Source organism: Streptococcus sanguinis SK49 (assembly GCF_000212815.1).
GTDB lineage: Bacteria > Bacillota > Bacilli > Lactobacillales > Streptococcaceae > Streptococcus > Streptococcus sanguinis_C.
In genome coordinates this window covers 520,640-544,737 of sequence record NZ_GL890985.1, presented here as the reverse complement: position 1 = coordinate 544,737, position 24,098 = coordinate 520,640, and the positions used below count along the sequence as shown (strand labels likewise).

Here is a 24,098-nt window from a genome sequence, read left to right as displayed (position 1 = left end):
GTTAGACTGAAGCTGACTTGGAATGTCTAGCTTTAAGGATCTTCCTTCCTAACAGGGCTCCAAGTAAAGCACCCAGTAAAATGCTGGCCACAAACCAGAGGACTAAGCTGGGTTCCGGCTTAAGCATGACTTGCCCGATATAAGCCTGAGTCTTTCCTCTGGCAAGAAGACTAGCTTCATACTGCTTGGGCGCCAGCCACATTAGGAAAATAGGACCCGCTGTGCTAAAGCTGAAAACCATAAAAGCTAGCAAGCTTCTAACAGTCTTTTGATAGCCGCCTGACCAAGCTATAAGATCCGCTAAAATACCACAAATCAAACCAGGTAGAAAGGCCCCAAAGCCATGTCGACTAAGCAGAAAGAAGAGACCCAGCAGACAACCTAGGCCGCTGATCAGACCGAAGGTCTTTATTTTCTCAGTATAGAAGATGAACAGAACTCCGCCAAAGAAAGATGTAAAAGCCGGAGCGTAAAACATATTGCCCGAGCGGTCAAATAAAAGCCCAACCAAGACGCCTAAAATCATGGCTAAGAAATAAAAGATGTAAAAGAAGCCAGCCTGCTTCAGTTTGTCTTTTCTTGTAGAGTATAGCATAAGCCTTCCTTTCCCGCTAATCAGCTTGACGGTAACTGCCAATCAAGTCTTGAATAAGCTCTATATGTGTATAGTAGTCAGCAATTTTCACATTCTCATCTCCACCGTGATCCCGGCTGTTGGCATTGCCAAGTCCAAAAGCCGCCATAGGAACCTCCAAGGCTTCATAAACAGTGTGCATCGGACCAGTTCCGGCTGAAGTCGGCAGTACAGAGACGCCCTCTTGGTAATAATCTTTAGCCAGCTCGATAAGATTGAGAATGGAAGGCGCACTCATGTCGCTGCGATAGCTCATTTCTCCCAAGGTATAGGTCAGCTCAACTGCCGGATAGCCATTTTTATCCAGCTGCTGACGAATCTTGTCCAAAACATCTTGTGGCTCCAGACCAGGCACCAGACGAACTTCCATCTTGGCTTGAGCATCTGAAGGCAAAATGGTTTTAACCCCTTGGCCTTGATAGCCTGATCCAAAACCTTCAATATTCAGCGAAGGCTCAAAGTAAAAGCGACGGAGGAATTCCTTCCGCTCGTCCAATAGAACTGGCAATTTTAAACCATAGACATGACTCAACTCTTCAGGAGTTCGCAGGGCATATTCCTCAATCAGAGCCAGCTCCCGTTCATTTGGCTCTTGAATCTGCTCATGAATGCCTTCGACTAAGATGCGGCCATCTGGACTTCGCAAGCTGGATAGAGCATTGAGCAAATACCAAGAAGCTGAATTGATAACCCCGCCGAAGCTAGAATGAATGTCTACATCTGCACTTTTGACCGTCATATCAAAGGTAACAATTCCCTTATTACCACCTGAGATTTCCAGCTGACCTAGATTGTTGCGGCTGCCTTGCTCCCAGACCAGCAAATCTGCTCCTCGCAGGCGTTTGCGATGCTTGGCCAAATATTTATCCAAGTCTGTCGAAGCAGACTCTTCTGCCCCTTCCATCATAAAAATAATATTGACCGGCAAATCACCGTGCTCTCGAATATACTTACGAACGGCCGTCAAACGAGCGGTAATGTGCCCCTTGTCATCATCCACTCCTCGCCCATACATGACCCCGTAATGAACAGATAACGTAAAAGGATCATTGGTCCAAGGCTGGTCGTCATCTGCTGGCACTGTATCGTAGTGGTTGTAGAAAATAATGGTCTTAGCGGCAGGATTTGAAGAAAGAAACTCCGCCAAAACAAATGGAGCGGTATAGCTGTCGTCAATCATGACCTTGGCACCTGCAGCTGTAAAAATCTCTCCCAAATAGTTGGCTACTTCCTGCAAGCCAACCTGCTGGGCAAAGATTGATTTTTTAGAGATCAAGGTCCGCAGCACTTCAAAATAGTGCTGGGCTACCTCGTCGTTTTCAAATTTCTTGATTTGTTCAGTCTCAGTTGAGAAAGGCATGCGTTACTCCTATTAACAGCAGATAAAGGGCTGGGGAAATAAGCTTCCCCGCCCTTATCGTATTTCTTGTATCAAAGTCTAGTCAGCCAAATGCAGACTGGACTTGATGGGATTTCTTACTTGATGTCTTTTGCATCTGGCAGGTAAGAACCGCCAAAGAATTCTTGTGATAGTTTTTCAAGCGTACCGTCCTCATAGAGTTCCTTGATTCGCTTGTTGACAAATTTTTGCAGGTCTTCCTGTCCGCTTGCAATAATCGGATAGACATAAGGCTGCTGGTCACTTGGAAGTTCAATCACTTCCAGATTTTTCAAGCCTTGGTCTTTGATAATAGACTCTACAGTTATGCGCTCAAAAACCTTATAGTCCGTACGGCCGTCATTCAGATTGGCCAAGATTTGCTGAATGGTTCCGTCCGTATAATTGATTTTTGTCGGATTATCGCTATGTTCCTTGTTGTAGTCCTCTAGTTGTTGAGCTGTTGAAGTCCCCTGAACAACCTCAGTAGACTTGCCGCCAATGTCATCCAGCGATTTGATTCCCTCACCCTTACGGACAACTAAAACTGTTGGATTTTTCGCATATGGACTAGCATAGAGATATTTGTTAGCCCGTTCTTCGGAATAACTGATATTATTGGCACCGATCTGGTAGCGGTCGCTGTCCAGACCTGAGAAAATAGAAGCCCACTTGGTCTTATTGAAATTGACTTCATACTTGTCTGAGTCCTTAAAGATAGCACGAAGGACTTCGATATCGTAGCCAGTCAGTTTACCGTCTTTATCCTCGTATGAAAATGGTTTGGTCGTTCCCACTGTTCCGACTTCTACCTTTGTTTTCTCTGTTTTCTTCTCACTTGATGATGAGCAAGCCACCAAGGCACCAATAGCCAAGACACTGACGGCTGCCAGAGAGAAGTATTTCAAGGTTTTCTTCAGGTTCATATTTCGAATTCCTCCTAAAAAGTCTTTCTTTATCATATCAAATAAGGAGAAACTTGACCATTATATATTTTTTATGGAGGTGATAGCTTTTCTTTATCAGCTTTGAGGCAGTCTTTATTTAAGCTTTCTGCCTGTAGTGCTGCAGGAGAAAGAGGGCACTTTCAACATAGTAAGGAACGGAAACTTTGAAGGCTTCGTCGTCAATGACCATGCTGTCGTGATGGAGGTCAGGAGCATTTTCTGCCCCATTTGAGCCGATAAAGGCAAAGACGCCTGGAAGCTTCTCCTGATAAAAAGCAAAATCTTCTCCAGCCGAGGATGGACTGGCAGGCAGGACCTCAGCCAGATTCTGTGAGTGCTCATAGAGCAGCTCAGCCAATTCAGGGTCATTATAGGTCACTGGCGGTGTATGATCCCAAAAAACCTTGACCTGAGCTCCAAAATTCTCCGCTGTATTCTCTACAATTCGGATAAAGTCTTCCTTGAGACGCTGCTGCAAGGATGGATTGAAGCTGCGAATGGTTCCTTCAAAAAAGCCTGACTGCGGCAGTACATTCCAGGTCGCTCCTGCTTCAATATGAGTTACAGATAAAACAGCCGCTTCAAAAGGAGATACTGTGCGGGCCACTAGAGCCTGCAGGTTTTGAATTATACTAGTCAAGGTCAATACTGTATCAACACCCAGATCTGGCCTAGCCGCATGGCTGCTGACTCCTTCTACCTCAACCTTGAACTTCTCAACCCCAGCCATCATGGCTCCAGCTTTAAGCGCCAGCTGTCCCGCCTTAAGCTGGGGCATATTGTGAAAGCCAATAATAGCAGACACATCGTCCAGCAAACCTGTCGCAAGAACCTGACTGGCTCCCTGAGAAGTTTCCTCAGCCGGCTGGAAAATCAGACGAACCGTCCCTCTCAAATCTCCTTCCATAGCCTTGAGCAGCTCCGCTGCCCCTAAGAGGCTGGTCTGGTGAAAATCATGGCCGCAAGCGTGCATGACGCCTGCATTCTGACTGGCGTAAGGCAGACCTGTCCGTTCCAAAATGGGCAGAGCATCGATATCAGCCCTCAGGGCAATAACTGGCTTGCCAGAGCCAACCTCGGCAACTAGGCCAGTTTTCAGACCGGATTCTAAAATCCTAATCTCCAAATCTTCCAGATAGCTTCTTAGGAAAGCTGTCGTTTCAAATTCCTGCCCAGACAGCTCTGGATGCTGATGAAGATAATGCCGCGTTTGCATCAGTTTATCATAAAATTTTTTCATGGCAGACTCCTTCTAAAATAAACTCAAAATAAGTACCAGTTATTGAAAATTAGAATAAGATATTTCTATAATAGGAAGTTTTTGTAACGTAAAACGAACAAATTTATCAGCAAGAATCTGCTTCGATAAATCTGTTCGTTTCTTTCTATTAATGACTCTTTATATGATTAAAGAATCATTTTTTCTTTTAATAAGAATTTCCACTAAATGCTCGAACAAGCGATTTGTAGCCAATACTATCAGACGTATCAACTACCCACTTGCCATTTTTCTTGACTAATTTAAGTTCATAGCCTTCATTTTCCATGTACTTACTTGTCACTAACGGAATGCTGTCAAATTGACTTGGGGCTTGTTCTAAGATGTATTTTTCAGCAGCAGAGTATGCATCATTATAGTTAGAGTAATCAGCCTTATGTTCATCTGCAAATTTTGAAATTAGATCATAAGTTCGGATATTTTCCAAGCCAATTGTCTCAGGTCGAACATAGACAATTGCGCTTTCAGGGAAGAAACTCTTCACTTGATAGCTAATCTTAGCACGTTTTGCATTCGCCTTAGCATAGGCATCTACAAATGTACGCAACTCTGCTTCAGAAGGTTTGTAATAAGTGAATTCTTCTCCAAATTGTGTTGTGAAAGCTTTTGTAAAATCACTCTTATCCTTAGCTAAATCTCCACCTAGAACAAATTCATCTCCCTTATCGGCATCTTTATCTTTTTTCTTATCTTCTTTTTTGTCCGCTAATGGGGTAACAGTCGCAGAATTGGGGTTGTTGTTGCTAACATTTCCCGCATTAGCTGAGTCAGCTCCGTTTAAGAAAACTTGATCAACATATTGTTTAGCAAGCTCTTCAATTTTTTCAACATTATCAGGATATTTAGCAGCATCAACTTTAATAGTAACATCTTCTTTTTCTTTCGCATCTATATCAGTATAGAGAGGAGAATAATGAAGTTCGTACTTTTCTTTCGGGTCTACTTCAAAGACAACATAGCCGCTGATACTCTTGTTTTTAGAAACTTGTTCAAATGACATTGTTTTAAATTTATCATTTGAATCATAAACATTAAGTGGCTTAATTTTTTCATCATCAGAATTATATAGTGTAATATCTCCCTCAGAAAGGCGGAGTTTCTTATCACTCTTATTCTTAATTTCAACATTTAAAGCAAGATATTTTGAATCTGAAGACTCATCATTTGGTAAGACATAAGTACCGCCTTTTATTTTAACATCTACATCGTTATTACCAGAAATTCCATTCTCACTTGCTTTTTTAGTAAAGCTACAACCGGTAAGAAAAACAACCAAGACTGAAAGAAATAAATATCGAAAAACCTTTTGCATGATTTTCTCCTTTTTATAATATAAAATATAACATCAAAAAGAGCTGCTAATCATATCTTATTTGTATTGAAAAAATAACCATTAGTTACTAAAATTACAAAGGTAGTCCATTAAGAAAGTTAAGCATCTCTAATTAAAAACATTATAATTTAAGATTTATTTTACCATATTTGCCTATTAGTGTAAACCCTTTTTTTACACTTTGTTTACAAAAGACTAATACAAAAGATATATTTGTAATATCCCATCAATATTTTTTCTCAAACTAAAAAAGCCGATATAAACTCAGCTCCTTATAATTATACTGTAATCAGAACCCATCTACATTCGTATAGATTTTTTGGACATCTTCGTCATCTTCTAAAACGCTATAAAGTTTTTCAAAGGTTTCGAGGTCCCCACCAGTCAACTCTACTTCAGACTGAGGAATCATTTCCAGCTCGGTTACTTGGAATTCTTGAATGCCAGATTCACGCAGAGCCACGATAGCCTTGTGAAGGTCAGTTGGCGCTGTATAGACAGTGATGCTTCCTTCTTCTGCTTCAACATCATCAACATCCACATCCGCTTCCAGCAGCTGTTCAAAGACACTGTCAGCGTCGTCCCCAGCAAAGACAATCACGCCTTTATTATCAAAAAGATAAGATACAGAGCCGCTAGCTCCCATATTACCGCCATTTTTCCCAAAGGCTGCACGAACATTGGCTGCAGTTCGATTGACATTTGAAGTCAGAGTATCAACAATCAGCATTGAACCGTTTGGCCCAAATCCTTCATAGCGGCCTTCAGTAAAGGTTTCGTCAGTGTTTCCTTTGGCTTTATCAATGGCCTTGTCAATGACATGCTTCGGCACCTGAGCCTGCTTAGCTCGGTCAATAACAAATTTCAAAGCTGTGTTGGACTCTGGATCTGGATCACCCTTTTTAGCTGCCACATAGATTTCCACACCAAACTTAGCATATACTTTTGAGTTTGCGCCGTCTTTGGCCGTTTTCTTTGCCACAATATTGGCCCATTTACGTCCCATTGGAGTTTCTCCTTTTGATAAATTACATTTTTAATCTTTCTTATTATAACACAGGGAATCAGAAAAATCACTAGGAGAAAAGATAGAAATTGAATTTCTATCCACCTTTATCGAACAAGCGATTATCAGGAAGTCAAAGGATTGACTTCTAGTAAGTAAAAGTCCAGCAGAGAAAACTGCTGAACTCCAGTGCTATTTATAATTATTATTTCCTCATTAAAATTGATTAGGCTGAGAACTGTTTTGATAAGTGGTTGCTCCATACTGCTGTTGACCTGTAGACTGTTGAAGCAAACTATCATAAAAATTAGTGACTGTTAAACTATAGTATGGCACAAGCCAAATATTTAAAAGTCCTAATGTAAAAATAGATAAAATAAACCAACCGATAAAGCTTAGGTCTATCACAAAACGATCCATCTTATGACCATTCATTAATTGTCGGCTTTGAGTTATATAGTTTGTCGCCGGTAAGTTTTTATTTATATTGTCTTTGTATAAAAAGAAAGTTTGTTCATAAGCATAAGATTTTACAATCCCTACAAATGGAACAAATGCCCATAACTCTAAAAACAGCCAGTAGAAAAAAGCAATAGATAGCAAGCGCATCTTTGGTCTAGTTTTAAAAACTTGAAATGCATTCCCTAAAGTAAGAACGGCTGGATTCTTCGAGCGAATAAAATCAAGAAGAGTATAGGAAATTCCAATTTGTATGAATAAAGAAGTAATAATAATAGTCGCTAAAAATACTATGTAAAATAGAAAGCCAAGAACAGAAATTAAAACACTCCCACCGTCAGTTGAATAGGACAAGGTTATCAAGAGCATCTCAACCAGAGTAAACAAGAGAACGATACCCAAAAGAGCTATTACTAGTAACAGAGCTGGTACAAAGGTAACTAAAAATAGCTTCCCAAAATTTTGCCCCAATAACTGTTTGGCTTCCGCCTTTAATTGAGCACGTGTTTTAAACATATAAAAACCTCCTAAAAATATTACAACTAATATCATACTATGAAAAATATAAAAAGGCAAGCCTGTTCGTATACAAAACAAACTGAAAAAGCTTGATAAAACAAGCTTTTCCTAATTTCATAAAAAATATAACTAATGTTTTTTCACAATAGTCAAATCCGGTTTTTGCCTGCTTAAGCAGGCAAAAACATCCTCTATTCTGCCATCTAAAAAAGTGACATCTACTCGAACGGACTTGCCATGATAAGGCTTGACATATAGGTAGTCTCTCCGATAGTACCTGACTCCCAGTCGAAAAGAAGCCTGCCCATCAGAAGTTCTTCCCCAAGCCGGCCGGAAAAAAACACTTTCCAGTTGATTCCAGGCAAAGCTATGCTCTTTCAAGAAAGCTCCTCGCACGGTCAAGCCCCATTCTGTTCCTGCAAGAACAAAGCACTTTTTGCTCAGCTTGCGACCCGCATGGACTATTGCAAAGATTTCGACTACAACAGTCATGAAAAAAGCAAGTATAAAAGGCAAACTGAACGAGCGTATCCCTGCTCCAGGCATGGCCTTTTCGAAAGAAAATAGTATAAAGTAAGCTAAAGTTCCGAAAATAAGGCTTAAGGCTAAAAAGACAGATGCCAAGATGACTATGGTCAAATAGAGTCCTCTACGATAGCGATAAGCAAACAATAAAGGCATGGCTTTTCCCTTCTTTCTCAGCTAATCGTTTTGCTTATGCTTTACTGAGGCGCCTTAAACTCATCTTCATCTATAGTGTTCCAGTCAGAATATTGAGTATCTGTTTGAACATCCAAACTTCCTTCTTCACCTTTATAAGATAAACCTAGCTTAAAGTCTTTTAAGAATAAGGTCTTTTTATCCAAGTGTACTTCTAACTTTTTATCCATATCCGCCTGAGTAACACCTGTCAATTCTAGTTTGAATTCTTCACCAAAGAGCCCCAGTAAATCAGCATTTTTACTACTTAATTTAAAGACATATTCATCACCGCTTTCCTTTACAGTGACATCATCAGCCATTTGATAAAAGCCATCCATAAGTTTGAAATAATCGGGCTGAACATAATAATCTGCCCCGCTTCCCATTTCTTGCTTAGACCAGGTTCCATTTTTAGAAGAACGAGTATACAAAAGTTTATTCTCTCCGCCTGGCATAATCGCTTCTTGATAACTCTCCTGACCGCTCTCTTTTCCATCTATTACTAAATGCCCCTTGGCCAGCTCATCCGTGCTTTTATCATAGAGAAGGTCTCCGCTCATCGTTTGAGTTTTATTAGATCCATCTACAGTGATAGATAATTTCACCTTCATCTTCATTGAAGTTAGATCTTCATTCGCAGTTTCTGCTTTCTCCAAGAGTTCTTCAATATCGTCAGAAGAAGTATTCTTTTGGCTCTCACGGAAGCTATTCTCAGTCTCACCCTGATTCTTTTGAGAATGCTTCTGCCCAATCAAGCTACAAGCCCCTAAACTAAGCGTCAGTAAAGCTGTAAGGGCCATAAAGGTAATCTTTTGAATTTTCATGAGTCTTCCTCCTTTGAGACATAGATATGAAAGATAAGCATTCAATCAAGCCTAGCAATGTTTTATGGACCGAATGCTAGCTTTCATACCTACAGTCAAACCGCTAAAAAGCAAGTCATGCTCTTTAGTGAAAACAAGTTTATTCGTTTATTATACCATTTTTTATTTACTGTCGCAAACAAAGCAAAAAGACTGAATATTCAGCCTTACTTGTCTTTCATAATCGGAACCCGTCCAAAGTTCTGCTCCCTAAGTGCAGGATTTCCTAGCTGATAGACCTTGTCAGCCTGCTGAGTCAGACTATCCCATGGCTCCTTGCCGATACGGCTGACCAATTCAACTTTTCCCTTAAGTTTGGACAAATGCTGGCGCCCCTGCTCGGAAAAGCCTAAAATATGGATGCCAGACGGCAACTCTTCTTGCCTAGCTCCGACTAGGATATAGGTCAGCAGACGCCGAACCCTAGCCTTGGTATAGCGCTTGGTTGCTACCTGCTCAACTAGCTCTTCTATGGTCTCACTGCTTTTCAAGGCCACTCTAATCCTGACGGCCAACTCCTGATTGACCTGATAAAAGTCTGTTAAATCCGGACAGGTCACTATCTGGTAACGGAGATAAGGAAAGAGGTCCGACCAGGTCACCTTGGGAGCCGCTTCAATCAAGTGATGGGCTGGGGTGAATTTTTTGAGAAAGTCTGGCTGGTCCAGATTCTGACGAAGGGCAGTTGCGGAGGCGAATTCCTCATTAGCTGACAAGGAATGATAGCCGGCTCCCTGACGTTGAATCGGACACAGCTTTATAGCCTTTCCCGCCGCAGCCTTGGCATAGGCCAAGCCTAAGATATGATTGGGCGTAGAGCCTGAGAAATTGAGCCCTGCAAACTCCTGCCACATAGCCTGAGTCTTTTGAGGATAGGAGAGGGAATCAGGCAAGCCAGCCAGATAAGCCTCCATCTGCTCTGCCTTTTCACCATAGACCTTGGAAATACTCTCATAATCCAGCACTTCCTCAGTTCCAAAAGTCAGCTGTTCGATGCCCAGTCTCTCTAAAATATCTACTGCCCCCTTAGCGAAAAAGTCTGCCGCCTGAACGCTGACCAAGAAAGGCAGCTCAAGGACCAAATCCGCTCCCGCTTCTAAAGCCATCTGTGCCCGAGTCCACTTATCCACGATAGCCGGCTCCCCTCGCTGAACAAAATTACCACTCATAGCGATAATTTTCAGACCAGAAGCCTGCTCCAGCAGATATTTGTGCCCATTATGAAAAGGATTAAACTCTGCGATAATACCGGTAACTGTCATCTCATTTCTCCGCCACAAAGAACCAGCGAGCGCTCTTGTCAGTTGGCTCCCTGTCCTCAAAGTCCGCGTAAACCTTGACATTCTTAAAGCCAGCCTGCTCCAGTAAGATATCATAGGTCAGAATCTCATAGGTCCGCTCCTCATGCACCTCATCATGGCGCGTGAAGCGCCCATCCTCGTCTTGGACAAAGAAGGTTAGCTCATGCACGATGGAATGAGGCGGTTCGTCCGCATAAGAATCCCATACCATAGCAAAGGTTTCAGCATTTTCATGATAAGAATAGCCTGGAAAAACCTCATCAATCTGGTAAATCGAATGTACGTCAAAGATAAAGCGACCGCCCTCATTTAGATGCTGGTAGACTTGAGTGAAAACCTGACCGACATCGACTTCGTCTTCCATATAGCAAATCGAGTCTGAATAGCACGTCACCAAATCAAACTGACCAACACCACTCAAATCCAGCATATCGCCCTGGATAAAGGGAATATCCAAACCGGCCTCTCTGCTACGTTTCTCCGCCAAATCCAGCATTTCCTGACTAAGGTCCAACCCCGTTACATCAAAACCAGCCTGCTTAAAATAAATAGACTGAATCCCCGTACCACAGGCCAACTCCATCAGCTTTTTCTTATCCTTGGGAAAATGACGCAGGCTGAAATCTGTCCACTTCTCATACAAAGAATCATCCATAATCGCATCGTAAACCGACGCGAAGGTTTCATAAGTTGCCATACTTTTCCTTTCAAAAATAGCTCAGCCAGCAGGCTGACTGAGCCGTATTCTGATTTCTGCCTAAGGGCAAAAAATCACTTATTCTTTTCTTCCAATAAGGCTGCAACATCCACACCAGTTGCTTCGTGCCACAACTTTTCCAAATTGTAATGCGCCCGCATTTCCTCTGAAAAGACATGGACGACCACGCCGCCCAAGTCTAAGAGCACCCAGCCGCCAGCTGCGTCTCCCTCAACATGACCAGCAGAAACACCCGCCGCCGCAGCTTTCTCACGGATATTTTCAGCGACCGCATCCAACTGACGACTGTTCATCGAGCTGACGATGACAAAGTAATCTGTCACAGTAGTCAGACCTTGCAAGTCCAAAGCCACAATATCTTCTGCACGCTTTTCATCGGCCGCCTTCACGACCAGTTCTAATAATTCTTGTTCTTTCATAGTTCCTCTTTAATTAAAAATGTTTTTGTAATCTAGAACATCCGCAAAACGTCCGTCCCAAATTTTTTGGTAAAAAGTATTTATTTTTTCTGCCGAAGCGTCTTCTCCATCAAAAGTTGTAAAAGCACCTTTTGGAATGACAAGTTCATAATCAAATTCAAATCCAACTTTAACCGATGCATCTACACAATATTCCGTCTGCATTCCACATAAAACTAGACGACCAATATCTTCTTTATCCAAGTAATCCTTCAAACCTGTCTCTTTAAATATACTATTATACTTCTTCTGAAAGACCTTTTCGTCTGATTTTCGATTCATGAGAGGAGACAGCTGCCAATCTTCTAATGCACTATCTTCTGGATTTTCCATATGCTGAATATAGATAATTTCGACACCTTTACTCCTAGCCTGATGCTGCAGAAAGGAAATTTTATCCATCATTTTATCAGACTGAAAACCTGTCTCAACTAAGATATTTTGTACATCTATAATGATTAGAGCTGTTTTCATTCTTCTATTTCCTTTAAATATCCTACAAAGGCATTGTAAGTCTCCAAGGTTTGCGGGTAGATAGGCATTCCTTTGTGAGCCAAATGCTCCACTGTCCTTGCTGTTTCGTAGGCCACAGCTTGATTGAGTGACCGCTGGGCCAGCTCTCTTGCCTTGTCCACTCCCGGAAAGTCCCGATTGTGCTCAATGTAGTCAGCTACGTAGACGACCTTGTCCAGTTCAGACATGGTGTCACTACCCACTGTATGAATCTCGATGGCTCGGAGAATCTCAGCGTCTTTCACACCTAAATCTTCCTGAATTTTGTAAATTCCCACCATACCATGCCAGACATTATTGCCCCAGTTTTTCAAGTCCGGATCCAGCCGGTATTTGTCAATCAAGGCCAGAAATTCCTCATCTGAAACCTTCTTGGCATAATCGTGTAGAAGTCCTGCCAGACCTGCTTTTTCGACGTCAAGACCGAAGCGCTCCGCTAATTCACGAGCAGCCTTTTCCACACCCAGACAATGACGCAGGCGTTTCTCAGGCATGACTGTTTCCATCTTAGCCAGCAAGGCCTCACGGCTCATACTGATATAGCTTTCATAGGTCATAGGTAAAGCCCTTCTTTCTCAATATAGTCTAAGACCGGCTGAGGCAGCAGGAAATTAGGAGTCCGTCCCTGGGCCAGGAAATCCCGCACCATGCTGGAGGAAATATCCATAAGCGGTACATCTACCCAGATGACAGGGTAAGAAGTCCCCGCCTTGTAGCGCGGCCGCTGAACACCGACAAACTGAACCAGCTCAACCAGCTCATCAATCCGGTACCACTTGGGAAGATAGTCCACCATATCCGCACCGATGATAAAGTAATAGTCCGTATCTGGATGTTGTTCTGTCAGGAGCTTCATAGTGTCGTAGGTATAGGAAATTCCCTTGCGCTCCAGCTCAATGGTTTCAATTCCTAATCCTGCAATGCCCTCGATAGCCAGCTCCAGCATTTTCAGCCGATGCTGCTCATCAATAGTTTCTTTCTTATCCACATGGGGCGGCTCGTACTCTGGCATGAGCAGAACCTGATCCAAGCCCAACTGTTGCCGGACCTGATCCGCCACGACCAAATGAGCATTGTGGACAGGATTGAAATTCCCGCCTAAAATACCAATCTGCTTGCGTTTTTTATCTTTAACTTCTGGTTCTAAATCCACCTTGGTAAAGGGGGTCAGTAATTCAATAGCCATAGGATGACATCTCCACAGAAATTTTTCCTTAAATTTGTTTTACTTTAACAGAGAGTTTGCGATTTTCCTTTTTGCTGGACTGCTTGTAGAGAATCAAGATCCGGCCAATCTTCTGCACTGTATCTACTCCGATTTCTTCTTCCAGAATCTCAGCGACCTCGTGGATATTCTCATCTGTATTCTGCAAAAGTGTAACCTTAATCAGTTCTCGAGCATCCAGTGCTTGACGGACGCTGGTTTTGATTTGGTCATTGAGTCCATTTTTCCCAATCTGAATGATAGGTTTGAGACTGTGTGCCTGACTGTTGAGAAAGGCACGTTGTTTTGATGTTAGTGTCATGTTCTTCTATAAGGCTTGATACAGTTGGGACCTGCTTGTCACCCCACTGCTCATGGCCTTTTCCTTCCTTATTTTAAGGAGATTTATTCCCCTTGGTTTCTTGAGTATTATATAATAGCTTTCCGAGTGACAACCGCCACACCCTCTGGCACCCATCCGGCTACTCGGGCAGGTCCACTGACGCGAATCCAGCCCAGACCAGAGAAGACGATATCTGTCTTGTCCTTAATGGTAAATTCATGCTTGACCAAGGCTGGAAACTCTTCCCTTTCCTTGCCAACTGGCGGCACCAAGAGACTGCCGACATGTTTGTCATAAAATTCGCTAGCACCTTGCAACTTGGTCCGGTGGAGCTTAAGCTCATTATCAAAATAAGCTGTGAAGCCTTGCTTGTCTCCTGCCACAAAATCAAAACGGCCTAAACCACCCAAAAAGAGGGTTTGCTCTGGATTGAGCTGGTAGGTTTTGGGTTTGATTTCCTTTTTGGGACTGACGTATTTGAGATTCTTAGCAGATAGATAGTGAGCCATCTGGTGACGATGGATAATGCCCGGTGTATCATAGATATGACTGCCATCTGCCAAAGGAATCTCGATTTTATCTAGAGTTGTCCCCGGGAAGCGCGAAGTCGTAATAATATCCTTGTCGCCTGTGATTTCCTGAATAATGGCGTTAATCAAAGTGGACTTGCCCACATTGGTCACTCCAACCACATAAACGTCACGTCCCTTGCGGCAATGCTCAATCTTGTCAATCAAGTCCTTAATCGCCTGCTTGTTCTGAGCAGAGGTAAGAACTACATCAACCGGACGCAGACCTTCTTCGTGAGCCCGCTCCGTCAGCCATTGGGTCACCTTGCCATCCTTGACCGACTTAGGCAGAATGTCCTTTTTATTCCCAACCAAGAGAACATCGTTTCCAGCAACAAAACGAGGCAGGCCAGGAATAACCGAGCCGTTAAAGTCAAAAATATCGATAACATTGACGACCAAGGCATCACTATCTCCAACCTCATGCAGAAGCCGTAGAAAGTCATCATCCGTCAGCTGAACATCGCTGATTTCATTATAATGGCGCAGGCGGAAACAGCGCTGACAATAGAGTTCGCCTGTCTCCAAGCCTTTTTCTAGAGCTGACTGGGGCGTATAGCCTAGCTTGCCCTTATCTTCTGTCTGAATAGTGGCTCCGCAGCCGATACAGAGAAGTTCTTCCATGCTTAAATTCCTTTTTTGTATTGAATTGGACCGTATTTTTCAGTGATTTTTTTGAGCACACGGCGTTCACGCGCCCGATTGATCTGGGTCTTGATAGAATCATGCTCAACCAGTGGTTTAACCAAAATCGAACGAATTCCGGCCCGATGAGCAGCTCGAATATCCGTCATGAGCTGGTCGCCCACCATGACCACTTCCTTTTTTTTAAAATGAAAAAGCTTGAGCGCCCGGTCAATTCCCCAAGTGAAGGGTTTCATGGCCCAGTAGACATAGTCAATGTCAAACTTTTCAACAGCTCGCTTGACCCGTTTTTGGTTATTATTGGACACCACGATAATCCGAATGCCTGCATCCCGCAAATCATGGAGCCACTTCTTCATCTCTGGGGTCCCGTCAGGATTATTCCAAGCAATCAGGGTATTATCCAAATCCACCAAAACCGCTTTGATCCCCTGTCTTTTCAAACTCTCTACTGTCAAATCGTAAACTGCCTCGACCGCAAAGTCCGGCATATAATCTTCAATCGCCACATCTCTCTCCAAAAATTCGTATTCTCATTATTATAGCATAAAATGGGCTTTTTGGCACCTTCAGCCTCAAGAGTTACAAAAAGGAAAAAAGATGATATTATAGTGGTGATAGTATAAATGTCCTGGAGGTTTGTATGACAGAAAAAAACAGGCAGATGCAGGCTGTTTCCCCTCTTTTGCAAAAGATTATCAACTGGTCTTCCGCCATTGGTGCTCTAGGAACGGTGGCCTTTTGTCTCTGGGCCTATTTCGCTGGCGTCCTCCAATCCAAGGAAACTCTCTCAGCCTTTATTCAGCAGGCGGGTATCTGGGGGCCACCCCTCTTTATCTTCCTACAGATTCTGCAGACGGTCGTGCCCATTATTCCTGGCGCCCTAACCTCTGTCGCTGGCGTTTTCATCTACGGCCATATCGTCGGCACCATTTATAACTATATCGGTATTGTCATTGGCTGCGCCATTATATTTTATCTGGCCCGCACCTATGGTCCAGCTTTTGTCCAGTCCGTCGTCAGCAAGCGCACCTATGATAAATATATCGGCTGGCTGGATAAGGGCAATCGCTTTGAGCACTTCTTTATCTTCATGATGATTTGGCCCATCAGTCCAGCTGACTTTCTCTGCATGCTGGCCGCCTTGACTAAGATGACTTTCAAAAAGTACATGCTGATTATCCTTCTCTGCAAGCCCATCACTCTCGTCATCTATACCTACGGATTGACCTATATCATTGATTTTTTCTGGAAAATGGTCTCTAAATAAAAAGAAGTTGAATTAAACCGCACCCCAAAAGTTAGACAGAAAAAATCTAACTTTTGGGGTGTTTTTAAATGAAATTAACTTATGAGGATAAAGTTCAAATCTATGAACTAAGAAAACAAGGAATCAGCCTAAAGCGACTTTCAGAAAAATATGAAATGAACCTTTCAAAACTTTTGACATCCCAACCTCTTTCTATATCTTTGCTTATTACAGCACAAACCATAAAGAAAAATCAGCCAGTTTTGACTGATTTTCGTCTCATGATTAAGCAAAGATTTTATTCTGGCGATACCAAAATCTTGATCTGCGCCTTGTCCTGAGTCAGCTCGATAAAGCCTTCTTGCACAATATCCTCTAGCTTAATCTTCTTGGTCACAAGCTTGTCAGCAGAGAAATAGCCCTGCTCCATCAGTTCCAGCACCTTAGGGAAAATATGCCGATAGGCGATAATACCCTTAAGCGATTTTTCTTGAATGGCAAATTCATTAGGGTTGATGCTAGCTTCTCGTTCCCAGATAGAAACCACCATACATTCTCCGGCCTTGTGGACAGCAGCCAAAGCCTGCCCCAGCACAACCGGCACCCCGGTCACTTCATAAGACACATCTGCCCCGCCACCAGTTAAACGCTGAATAGCAGCTACCACATCTTCGCCCTCTTCTGGTCGCACAATGATGGCCCCAAGCTCCTCTGCCTTGGCTTGGCGTTCTGGAGATAACTCAACACCATAAATCTTAGAGGCACCGGCCGCCCGCAAAGCCTCAACAATCAAGAGCCCGATTGGTCCCAAACCGAAGACAACTGCTGTATCGCCTGTCTTAAGAGCCGACTGACGGACCGCGTAAACAGCCACAGCAGCTGGTTCTGTCAAGGCTGCCTGCTCATAGCTAAGGCTGTCTGGAACTTTGTGAACAATGTCTCCGTCCAAAACACAGTATTTGGCAAAACCGCCGTCTGCCGCCAGACCAACAAAGTTTAGATTAGGGTCCAGATTATAGTCACCGACAAGATTATGCTTAGCCAAAATGGGCTCAACTGTCACCCGGTCGCCAACCTTGACTCGTGTCACAGCACTGCCAACCTCAACAATTTCCCCAGCAAACTCATGTCCCAAAGTTACAGGCGCTTTCTGGCCAGAGTAGACATGCTCTGTTTCTGTCGGAATAAAAATCGGTCCGTCCAGATATTCATGCAAGTCAGTTCCACAGATTCCTGTATACTTGACCGCAATTTTGACCTGATGCGGTTGGACTTCCGGTACATCCACTTCTTCAATACGCACATCTTTGGCACCATACCAACGCGCAGCATTCATTTTTGCCATAAACATACCTCGCTTTATAATTTGTTAGTTTTATTGTAAACCCTTTCAGAAATCTTGTCAAAAGATTAGCTACATTTTCAAAAAATAGCATACAAAAAACCAGCATCAGCTGGTCCTAGACTTATTCTGCAATTCTAGCCGAGTAAAACGGAAAAAGAAACATTAAAACAATATAAAGAATCAAGAGTATCGCACGGAGCAATCCGCCAAATAGAAAAGCAACCACTAAAGTTCCTAAACAAATAGAAACATTAATAAAATTTGTTTCAATCAGCAAGGTTTGTCCTGCTTTAACTGTCACTGGCTTGGTTTTCATAGGAGCTGCTCCTACACGAACAACCGCTTCTTCTCCCTCAATAGGAAAAACAGCCTCGTCACCATTCTTAATTACGCCAACTTTCTGATCATTGATAAAGATTGGAAACTTTCCAATAATTCCAACAAAACCTGTCCCACGTTTCACTTTGATTTCCGACATAAAAGACTCCTTTGTTTTTTTAATTATTTTAACATAGAAGGTAAAAGAAGATATAAAATTTAACAGAATCTATGGTAAAACTAAACCAACTGTTCCCATTTGAGATTTTCTTTATTAACTGAATCCTGAGTGGCAGTTGAAAACTCGCCTTTAATTTCTGAATCGATTTGATTATTTACGGAATCAATCGTTTTCTTGGTTTTTTCACCGATTTCCTTTACTTCTTTATCAAACCCCTTAATAATACGAGCTATTGCTCGATTTTTAGCAGGAACATATAAAGTACGGATAAGTGCTCTTTCCAAGTCTTTTTCGATTTTACTGTAAGCTTCATTAGATCGTAATTAATCCATCCCCCAATCGTAAGCTCCATGTATGCTATCTTCTACATCCCTTACTATTGGGATATTGTCTCTGGCCATACCGTTGAGTTCAGAGACTATATTACCTATGTTATCCAGTGTATCTGAGGCAAAATCATAAATTCCATTGCCAACATCTTCAAATAATCCCATCAATTTTCCTCCTGTTCCTCATCTGTCAGGTATGATTTTAACTCACTAGAAAGTTGCACAATAACCCTCTCTTGTTTTCGATATTCTTTTTTATATCTATCTTCTAAGTCATTATATTCTCTTTCCAGCTCGTGTCGCCGAGTCAAAAACTCTTCTTCATTCACCATCCTATATCGTTCAATTGTTCCTACCGCAGCTTCAAGCATGTCCTCAGTCGCATCAGGCATTTTTGAATAAGCTGATAACACAATGGAATATTTTTCATCAAATTTTTGATTCAGACCCTTATTAAACTCATTCAATAACCCCCATTTGGTGTCCAGGTCATCCTTGGACTTTCTAAACTTATCATTAATCTTATAGAGCTCTTCTTGGGCATCCACTAGCTTAGCCCTAATCTTACTCCACTTATCCATGAGCAATTAATCCTTGTAGTTCTGTATCTTTTTGAACAATTTGTTCAACCCCTGCCTTAATTTTTGTCTCCAAGTCTACAAAAGAAGTTGCAATCGTATCTGCATTTGATTTAACTGATTGACAATGACTATCCACCGCTTCTACTGTAGAGCTATAATTCACGCCACTTTCGTTATAGGTTTGCTTGACTTCATCGGGAGAGAGGATGAAGCCAAAAGGTACATCATCAAGAGTATCGTACAATGCTTTGGCCTTCTCAACAGCACTTGTCACTTTTGCTTCTATAAAGGTGATAGCTGCTGTTGAGGCAGTAGATAAACCGCTAGCGACGACCAACGCTTGCTCAGAATCTAGTGCAATTAGTTCTGCCTTGGACAATCCATTTGGAGAACCCGTACCGATATCATTGACTTTGAATCGTTCTTTTTTACTTTGAACGCCCTTTAATTTGACTTGAGTACTTCTTTCGACGTTCTCTATAGCAATAGTAGACTGTTCAATCTTCTGGATATCACCACTAACCGCCCTCAAATCACCCATTAAGTGACCACCTGAATGTGGAATGACATATTCATCACCCAAATAAACTCCACCAAAACGATCAGACCATTTATTAAGAGGATCTTGCTCTGTTGTAATACGAGTCACACTTCCTGTAAACTGAGCTTTGTCACTTTCTATCTCAGCTATATTTTTTGCGGAAGCGAGTGCTAACAAAGGATTACCTATGAGTCCATTCCCAATAACTGCACCTGTAGGAACATAGAGAGGAGCTGAGTTATAGACAATGGTTTTAGGAGCATTGTATTTCAGAGCTACACGCTGAGCAACATTCCCTCCTAGTGAGTGACCTGTCAAGATAACATCTTCTGGATTCAAGTTGTTCTTTTTAAGGACATCCTCGTAAAACTGATAAGCCGAGCTGTAATGGTGACCCGTTCCAACCCCAATACCGATTCCATCTGTCAGGATTGCATCATTTGCCAAGTCAGTATCAGGATTGGTTCCTGTATAAGCAATAATGGTTTTTCCACTTGTAGTATCTTTAAAGGCAGCCCCACTGGTTCCTGTATCAGGGTCACGAAAACTGGACACATACTCGAAATTCTCGGGCATTGCAACATTTTCTTGTTTCGAATATTCTCTTAATAAATTATTTGTCCCTTCGACCCCTTTAATTCTTGCTTTTTCAAATTCATAGCTTAATTGAGAGGCATCTAGTGTTGGAATGGTTACATCAAGAGTAACTGTTTTTTCTTCACCCATTTTTTACCTCATATTATTTATGTATTCCAATACTATAACTTTTCACGCCAATTTTTAATTTTGATAAGACGTCTCTATTAATCGTAAATTCTTGTAGCAATCGTTTAGGATTCCTTATCGTTACATTTACCTAAAGAGGCTTCAATTGAATCATCCCATCTTGATAAACAATTTCACCTTCATAGAGTATTTATGTATGTTCTTTATCATTATCAATAGTTACTTTCTTCCATAAATAGTCCCAGTAATTCTTTGAGTCTCAATATTACCTTTTAACTTTACAGATTGGAACAAGTACCCCTCCCTTTCCTTGTCATCATAAAGATCTTCACTCCAAATACTAAACCAACTCGGAAACTTATCAAACAGGTCTTCCAAATTTTCTGTTGGTTAGAACTTGCTGAGCTCAACTGCCTTCCCTTCAATAAATTTTTGACTACTATTTTAACTACATCCAGCTAACATAATCATCCCATTCTCTCCTAATAACATCATCATTGCTATTTTTTTAATTTCTACACAACAAAAACCAGCCTCACGGCTGGTTTTCTACTTATTTCTATAATTTCTCCAACTCTTCATTAAGCAGTTTTTGCGCTACTTGTGGGTTGGCTTGCCCCTTAGTAGCCTTCATCAATTGACCGATCAGGGATTTAGCCGCATTCTTATTGCCGCCCTTATAGTCATTAATAGCTTTTTCATTGTTGGCAAATACTTCTTGGATGATTGGAAGAAGCTGGGCTGGGTCTGAGATTTGAATCAGGCCTGCTTTCTGCACATATTCCTTGGCAGAGCCACCGTTTTTAGCTAGATGGACAAAGACCTTCTTAGCAATCTTAGAAGAAATCGTTCCGTCTGAAATCAATGCAATCATTTCAGTCAGGTTCTCAGGTGTCAGCTCAATCTCAGAGATGGTCTTGCCTTCGGCATTGAGGTATTGAGCCACTTCCCCTTGGAGCCAGTTAGAGACAGCCTTAGCATCACCACCTGCTGCAAGAGCTGCTTCAAAGAAGTCTGACACAGCCTTCGTCGCTGTCAGCTGCTTAGCATCGTAGTCAGACAGACCGTAATCGCCCACATACTTAGCTCGGCGCTCTTTTGGAAAGGCTGGCAAGCTACTGCGTACTTGCTCAATCCAAGCATCCTCAATCTCAAAGATAGGTAGATCAGGCTCTGGGAAGTAACGGTAGTCCGCTGAACCTTCCTTAACCCGCATGAGCAGGGTTTCGCCAGTTGCTTCGTCATAACGACGGGTTTCCTGACGAATTTGACCACCGCTGCGTAGGATTTCAGCTTGGCGCTTTTCCTCAAATGCCAGACCCTTGCGGACAAAGTTGAAGGAGTTAAGGTTTTTCAGCTCAGTCTTGGTACCAAATTCTTCCTGACCGTAAGGACGGATAGAAATATTGGCATCCACCCGCATGGAACCCTCTTCCATCTTGACATCCGAAATGCCCGTGTACTGGATGATTTCCTTGAGGGCAGTCAGATAGGCATAAGCTTCTTCTGGACTGCGCATATCCGCTTCTGATACAATCTCAATCAGCGGCACCCCTTGGCGGTTGAGGTCCACATAAGAGTAGCCGTCACTGCCGTGGGTATTCTTTCCGGCATCTTCTTCCAAGTGGGCCCGCTCGATACGGATTTTCTTGGTCGTGCCGTCTTCTAGCTCAATCTCAATCCAACCATTGTAGCCAATCGGCTCATCAAACTGAGAAATTTGATAAGCTTTTGGATTGTCCGGATAGAAGTAATTCTTGCGGTCAAAGTGCATTTTTTGGTGAATGTCCATGTTCAAAGCCAGAGCAGCCTTGATACCGTAGTCAATGACACCCTTGTTCATAACAGGCAGAACACCAGGGAAAGACCAGTCAATGATATTGGTGTTGGCATTGGGATCTTCACCGAAGTGAGCTGGAGCCGGTGAGAAAATTTTTGAATTGGTCTTCAATTCAACATGGACTTCCAGTCCGATAACTGTTTCAAAGTTCATTATTTTTCACCTCCAAAGATAACTGGCTGCTGTTTGTGGTAGTCAGTCGTTGCTTCAAATGCTGCCGCTGTCTGATAGATGGTCGCTTCATCGAAGTGGTTCCCAATCAGCTGCAGGCCAACAGGAAGACCATCTACAAAGCCAGCTGGGATTGAAATACCTGGCAGGCCAGCCAGATTGACTGGAATGGTCAACAGGTCAGCCAGATACATGGCCACTGGATCTTGGTTTTGACTGCCCAAGTCATAAGCTACAGTTGGTGCAGTTGGACCTAAGATCAAATCATATTTTTCAAAAACCTTGGCAAAATCCTGCATAATCAAGGTCCGAACCTGACCAGCTTTCTTGAAGTAGGCATCGTAGTAACCAGATGACAGACTGAAAGTTCCCAGCATGATGCGGCGTTTCACCTCTTCACCAAAGCCTTCACTGCGAGATTTGACATAGACATCTTCTAGATTTTCAATGCCTTCTGCGCGGTAGCCATAGCGAATACCGTCAAAACGCTGCAGGTTAGAGCTGGCTTCAGAAGAAGCAATGATATAGTAAACAGCCACGCCGTACTTGCTGTGGGGCAGACTGACTTCTTCAACGATAGCTCCTAGACTTTCCAAGTGCTTCGCTGCTGCTAAAATTGTTTCCTTGACCTTACTATCAATTCCCTCACCCATGTATTCCTTAGGCAGGGCAATCTTCATGCCCTTGATGTCTTGGCCAATCTTGCTGGTAAAGTCTGGTACTGCTTCTTGTGATGATGTAGAGTCCTTAGGATCATTACCAGAAATAACATTCAAAAGCTGGGCATTTTCCTTAACTGTCTGAGAGAAAGGTCCAATCTGATCTAAAGAAGAACCAAAAGCAATGAGACCAAAACGAGAAACCCGACCGTAGGTTGGCTTGAGGCCGACTACACCGTTAAAGGAAGCCGGTTGACGAATAGAACCACCCGTATCTGAACCCAGTGACAGACGAACCTGACCAGAGGCAACAGCTGTCGCTGAACCACCAGATGATCCACCAGGAACCTTGCTGCTGTCCCAAGCATTCTTAGTCGTCTTAAAGTAAGAGTTTTCGCTAGAACCACCCATGGCAAACTCATCCATGTTGGTCTTCCCAACGATAATCATATCCTTACCGTAAAGCTTCTCTACGCTAGTCGCATCGAAAATCGGCTTGTAATTGTAGAGTATCTTAGAAGCAGCCGTCGTCAACATTCCCTTGGTTGAGATATTGTCCTTAACTGCCAGCGGAATTCCGCTCATAAGATTGTCCGCATCAATGCCCTTAACATCCAGAGCCTCAGCCTGAGCCAAAGCCTCCTCTTCGCTGACAGTAATGAAGCTATCCACTGCTGCTTCACGTTCCTTGATATCTGCCAAAGTTGCCTGAGTTAACTCTACCGCAGAAATTTCTTTCTTGACCAGCAAATCATGCAACTCTTCAACGGTCTTGTGATTAAAAGTCATTAGGCATCTCCTCCGTCATCTAGGATGGCAGGCACTTTGATGTAGCCCCGCTCTTTTTCAGGTACATTTTGGAAAAGTTCTTCCCGGTTCCAGCCCAGCTGAGCCACATCTTCTCGCATATAGTTGATATTGGCAGCTACATTGGAAGTGAAAGGTACACCCTCCGTATCCACTTCATTGAGTAATTCGACCATGTCAACAATCTTGGTTAAGGTCGTCGCAAACTCAGCCGTTTCTTCTGGTGAGAAAGCCAGTTTTGACAGCTTAGCAACGTGACTTACTTCTTCTTGAGTAATCTTCATCTCTGATTCCTTTCATAAGATATGTGAGCTTTAGCGACTGAAAATAACAATTTCTAGATGACATCTTTATTTCCAAGCTTCAGCTCACCTTTACTTTGACAAGCTAGGGACGCTCATTTATTTGCTATCCGCTAGCTCTTTTCTTCAGCTTCTTCCTGCCATTCTTCAGGAATTCGCATCATTTCATTTTACCATA

At 42.6% G+C, this 24,098-nt stretch carries 28 protein-coding genes and 1 pseudogene; 2 read left to right on the top strand and 27 right to left on the bottom strand.

Annotated features, from left to right (window positions below):
• Window position 1: 1 nt before the first annotated feature.
• The 18 genes from HMPREF9380_RS08205 to HMPREF9380_RS08285 form a co-directional block, all read right to left on the bottom strand.
• A complete protein-coding gene (locus tag HMPREF9380_RS08205) occupies window positions 2–595 on the bottom strand; it encodes an MptD family putative ECF transporter S component (protein WP_002932430.1) in 594 nt (197 codons plus the stop codon).
• A gap of 16 nt (window positions 596–611) precedes the next feature.
• Window positions 612–1,994 (bottom strand): M20/M25/M40 family metallo-hydrolase, encoded by a 1,383-nt coding sequence (locus tag HMPREF9380_RS08210; protein ID WP_002932428.1) that lies wholly within the window; start codon window positions 1,992–1,994, stop codon window positions 612–614.
• Window positions 1,995–2,110: 116 nt separating this feature from the next.
• Window positions 2,111–2,938 carry an amino acid ABC transporter substrate-binding protein gene (locus tag HMPREF9380_RS08215; protein ID WP_011836610.1) on the bottom strand — a complete coding sequence of 276 codons (828 nt, stop codon included), beginning with the start codon at window positions 2,936–2,938 and terminating at the stop codon, window positions 2,111–2,113.
• 118 nt (window positions 2,939–3,056) lie between these two features.
• Window positions 3,057–4,199: a M20 peptidase aminoacylase family protein gene (locus tag HMPREF9380_RS08220; RefSeq protein ID WP_002932421.1), complete on the bottom strand. Its 1,143-nt coding sequence runs from the start codon at window positions 4,197–4,199 to the stop codon at window positions 3,057–3,059.
• Between the two features lie 187 nt (window positions 4,200–4,386).
• Complete coding sequence (locus tag HMPREF9380_RS08225) at window positions 4,387–5,550, bottom strand: DUF4352 domain-containing protein (RefSeq protein ID WP_002932418.1); 1,164 nt, start codon at window positions 5,548–5,550, stop codon at window positions 4,387–4,389.
• A gap of 310 nt (window positions 5,551–5,860) precedes the next feature.
• A complete protein-coding gene (locus HMPREF9380_RS08230; RefSeq protein WP_002932415.1) occupies window positions 5,861–6,577 on the bottom strand; it encodes a YebC/PmpR family DNA-binding transcriptional regulator in 717 nt (238 codons plus the stop codon).
• Between the two features lie 216 nt (window positions 6,578–6,793).
• Complete coding sequence (locus HMPREF9380_RS08235; protein WP_032907204.1) at window positions 6,794–7,552, bottom strand: DUF975 family protein; 759 nt, start codon at window positions 7,550–7,552, stop codon at window positions 6,794–6,796.
• 132 nt (window positions 7,553–7,684) lie between these two features.
• Entirely contained in the window at window positions 7,685–8,047 is a 363-nt protein-coding gene (locus HMPREF9380_RS0110965) for a hypothetical protein (RefSeq protein ID WP_032907486.1), read from the bottom strand.
• A gap of 230 nt (window positions 8,048–8,277) precedes the next feature.
• A complete protein-coding gene (locus tag HMPREF9380_RS08240; protein ID WP_002932411.1) occupies window positions 8,278–9,081 on the bottom strand; it encodes a DUF6612 family protein in 804 nt (267 codons plus the stop codon).
• 206 nt (window positions 9,082–9,287) lie between these two features.
• Complete coding sequence (locus tag HMPREF9380_RS08245; protein WP_002932410.1) at window positions 9,288–10,382, bottom strand: nucleotidyltransferase; 1,095 nt, start codon at window positions 10,380–10,382, stop codon at window positions 9,288–9,290.
• 1 nt (window position 10,383) lies between these two features.
• Window positions 10,384–11,118: a class I SAM-dependent DNA methyltransferase gene (locus HMPREF9380_RS08250; protein ID WP_002932409.1), complete on the bottom strand. Its 735-nt coding sequence runs from the start codon at window positions 11,116–11,118 to the stop codon at window positions 10,384–10,386.
• Between the two features lie 74 nt (window positions 11,119–11,192).
• Window positions 11,193–11,558, bottom strand: a complete 366-nt coding sequence (gene rsfS / locus HMPREF9380_RS08255) for a ribosome silencing factor (RefSeq protein ID WP_002901020.1) — start codon at window positions 11,556–11,558, stop codon at window positions 11,193–11,195.
• A gap of 9 nt (window positions 11,559–11,567) precedes the next feature.
• Window positions 11,568–12,071, bottom strand: coding sequence for a cysteine hydrolase family protein (locus tag HMPREF9380_RS08260; RefSeq protein WP_002932408.1), 504 nt, complete (start codon window positions 12,069–12,071; stop codon window positions 11,568–11,570).
• The gene (yqeK, locus tag HMPREF9380_RS08265; protein WP_002932407.1) at window positions 12,068–12,667 is read right to left on the bottom strand and encodes a bis(5'-nucleosyl)-tetraphosphatase (symmetrical) YqeK; all 600 of its coding nucleotides are present in this window, start codon (window positions 12,665–12,667) and stop codon (window positions 12,068–12,070) included. Before yqeK ends, HMPREF9380_RS08260 begins: the two co-directional genes overlap by 4 nt.
• Window positions 12,664–13,296: a nicotinate-nucleotide adenylyltransferase gene (locus HMPREF9380_RS08270; protein WP_002932405.1), complete on the bottom strand. Its 633-nt coding sequence runs from the start codon at window positions 13,294–13,296 to the stop codon at window positions 12,664–12,666. The genes yqeK and HMPREF9380_RS08270 overlap by 4 nt, the downstream gene beginning before the upstream one ends.
• A 28-nt stretch (window positions 13,297–13,324) precedes the next feature.
• The gene (gene yhbY, locus HMPREF9380_RS08275) at window positions 13,325–13,636 is read right to left on the bottom strand and encodes a ribosome assembly RNA-binding protein YhbY (RefSeq protein WP_002896287.1); all 312 of its coding nucleotides are present in this window, start codon (window positions 13,634–13,636) and stop codon (window positions 13,325–13,327) included.
• Between the two features lie 107 nt (window positions 13,637–13,743).
• Window positions 13,744–14,850 carry a ribosome biogenesis GTPase YqeH gene (yqeH, locus tag HMPREF9380_RS08280; protein WP_002932403.1) on the bottom strand — a complete coding sequence of 369 codons (1,107 nt, stop codon included), beginning with the start codon at window positions 14,848–14,850 and terminating at the stop codon, window positions 13,744–13,746.
• Window positions 14,851–14,852: 2 nt separating this feature from the next.
• Window positions 14,853–15,380: a YqeG family HAD IIIA-type phosphatase gene (locus HMPREF9380_RS08285; RefSeq protein WP_032907201.1), complete on the bottom strand. Its 528-nt coding sequence runs from the start codon at window positions 15,378–15,380 to the stop codon at window positions 14,853–14,855.
• A gap of 134 nt (window positions 15,381–15,514) precedes the next feature.
• Here HMPREF9380_RS08285 and HMPREF9380_RS08290 point away from each other — a divergent pair, with 134 nt between their 5' ends.
• Both HMPREF9380_RS08290 and HMPREF9380_RS11990 read left to right on the top strand, forming a co-directional pair.
• Window positions 15,515–16,141: a TVP38/TMEM64 family protein gene (locus HMPREF9380_RS08290; RefSeq protein WP_002932395.1), complete on the top strand. Its 627-nt coding sequence runs from the start codon at window positions 15,515–15,517 to the stop codon at window positions 16,139–16,141.
• 68 nt (window positions 16,142–16,209) lie between these two features.
• Window positions 16,210–16,314: pseudogene (locus tag HMPREF9380_RS11990) on the top strand (transposase); the annotation flags it as partial.
• 104 nt (window positions 16,315–16,418) lie between these two features.
• On the opposite strand, the gene HMPREF9380_RS08295 reads toward HMPREF9380_RS11990, so the two are convergent.
• The 9 genes from HMPREF9380_RS08295 to gatC form a co-directional block, all read right to left on the bottom strand.
• Window positions 16,419–17,465 carry a 2,3-butanediol dehydrogenase gene (locus HMPREF9380_RS08295; RefSeq protein ID WP_032907198.1) on the bottom strand — a complete coding sequence of 349 codons (1,047 nt, stop codon included), beginning with the start codon at window positions 17,463–17,465 and terminating at the stop codon, window positions 16,419–16,421.
• A 121-nt stretch (window positions 17,466–17,586) separates the two neighbouring features.
• Window positions 17,587–17,943 carry a hypothetical protein gene (locus HMPREF9380_RS08300; RefSeq protein ID WP_002932386.1) on the bottom strand — a complete coding sequence of 119 codons (357 nt, stop codon included), beginning with the start codon at window positions 17,941–17,943 and terminating at the stop codon, window positions 17,587–17,589.
• Window positions 17,944–18,023: 80 nt separating this feature from the next.
• On the bottom strand, window positions 18,024–18,248 hold the full coding sequence (locus HMPREF9380_RS11985; protein ID WP_002932385.1) for a hypothetical protein: 225 nt from the start codon (window positions 18,246–18,248) through the stop codon (window positions 18,024–18,026).
• A gap of 39 nt (window positions 18,249–18,287) precedes the next feature.
• The gene (locus tag HMPREF9380_RS11980) at window positions 18,288–18,458 is read right to left on the bottom strand and encodes a hypothetical protein (protein ID WP_002932384.1); all 171 of its coding nucleotides are present in this window, start codon (window positions 18,456–18,458) and stop codon (window positions 18,288–18,290) included.
• Window positions 18,458–18,874, bottom strand: coding sequence for a hypothetical protein (locus tag HMPREF9380_RS08305; protein WP_002932379.1), 417 nt, complete (start codon window positions 18,872–18,874; stop codon window positions 18,458–18,460). The genes HMPREF9380_RS11980 and HMPREF9380_RS08305 overlap by 1 nt, the downstream gene beginning before the upstream one ends.
• A complete protein-coding gene (locus HMPREF9380_RS08310; RefSeq protein ID WP_002932376.1) occupies window positions 18,867–20,141 on the bottom strand; it encodes an alpha/beta hydrolase family protein in 1,275 nt (424 codons plus the stop codon). The genes HMPREF9380_RS08305 and HMPREF9380_RS08310 overlap by 8 nt, the downstream gene beginning before the upstream one ends.
• Before the next feature lie 559 nt (window positions 20,142–20,700).
• A complete protein-coding gene (gene gatB, locus HMPREF9380_RS08315) occupies window positions 20,701–22,134 on the bottom strand; it encodes an Asp-tRNA(Asn)/Glu-tRNA(Gln) amidotransferase subunit GatB (protein WP_002932367.1) in 1,434 nt (477 codons plus the stop codon).
• Entirely contained in the window at window positions 22,134–23,600 is a 1,467-nt protein-coding gene (gene gatA / locus HMPREF9380_RS08320; protein WP_002932360.1) for an Asp-tRNA(Asn)/Glu-tRNA(Gln) amidotransferase subunit GatA, read from the bottom strand. The genes gatB and gatA overlap by 1 nt, the downstream gene beginning before the upstream one ends.
• A complete protein-coding gene (gatC, locus tag HMPREF9380_RS08325; protein WP_002932359.1) occupies window positions 23,600–23,902 on the bottom strand; it encodes an Asp-tRNA(Asn)/Glu-tRNA(Gln) amidotransferase subunit GatC in 303 nt (100 codons plus the stop codon). The genes gatA and gatC overlap by 1 nt, the downstream gene beginning before the upstream one ends.
• Between the last annotated feature and the right edge of the window lie 196 nt (window positions 23,903–24,098).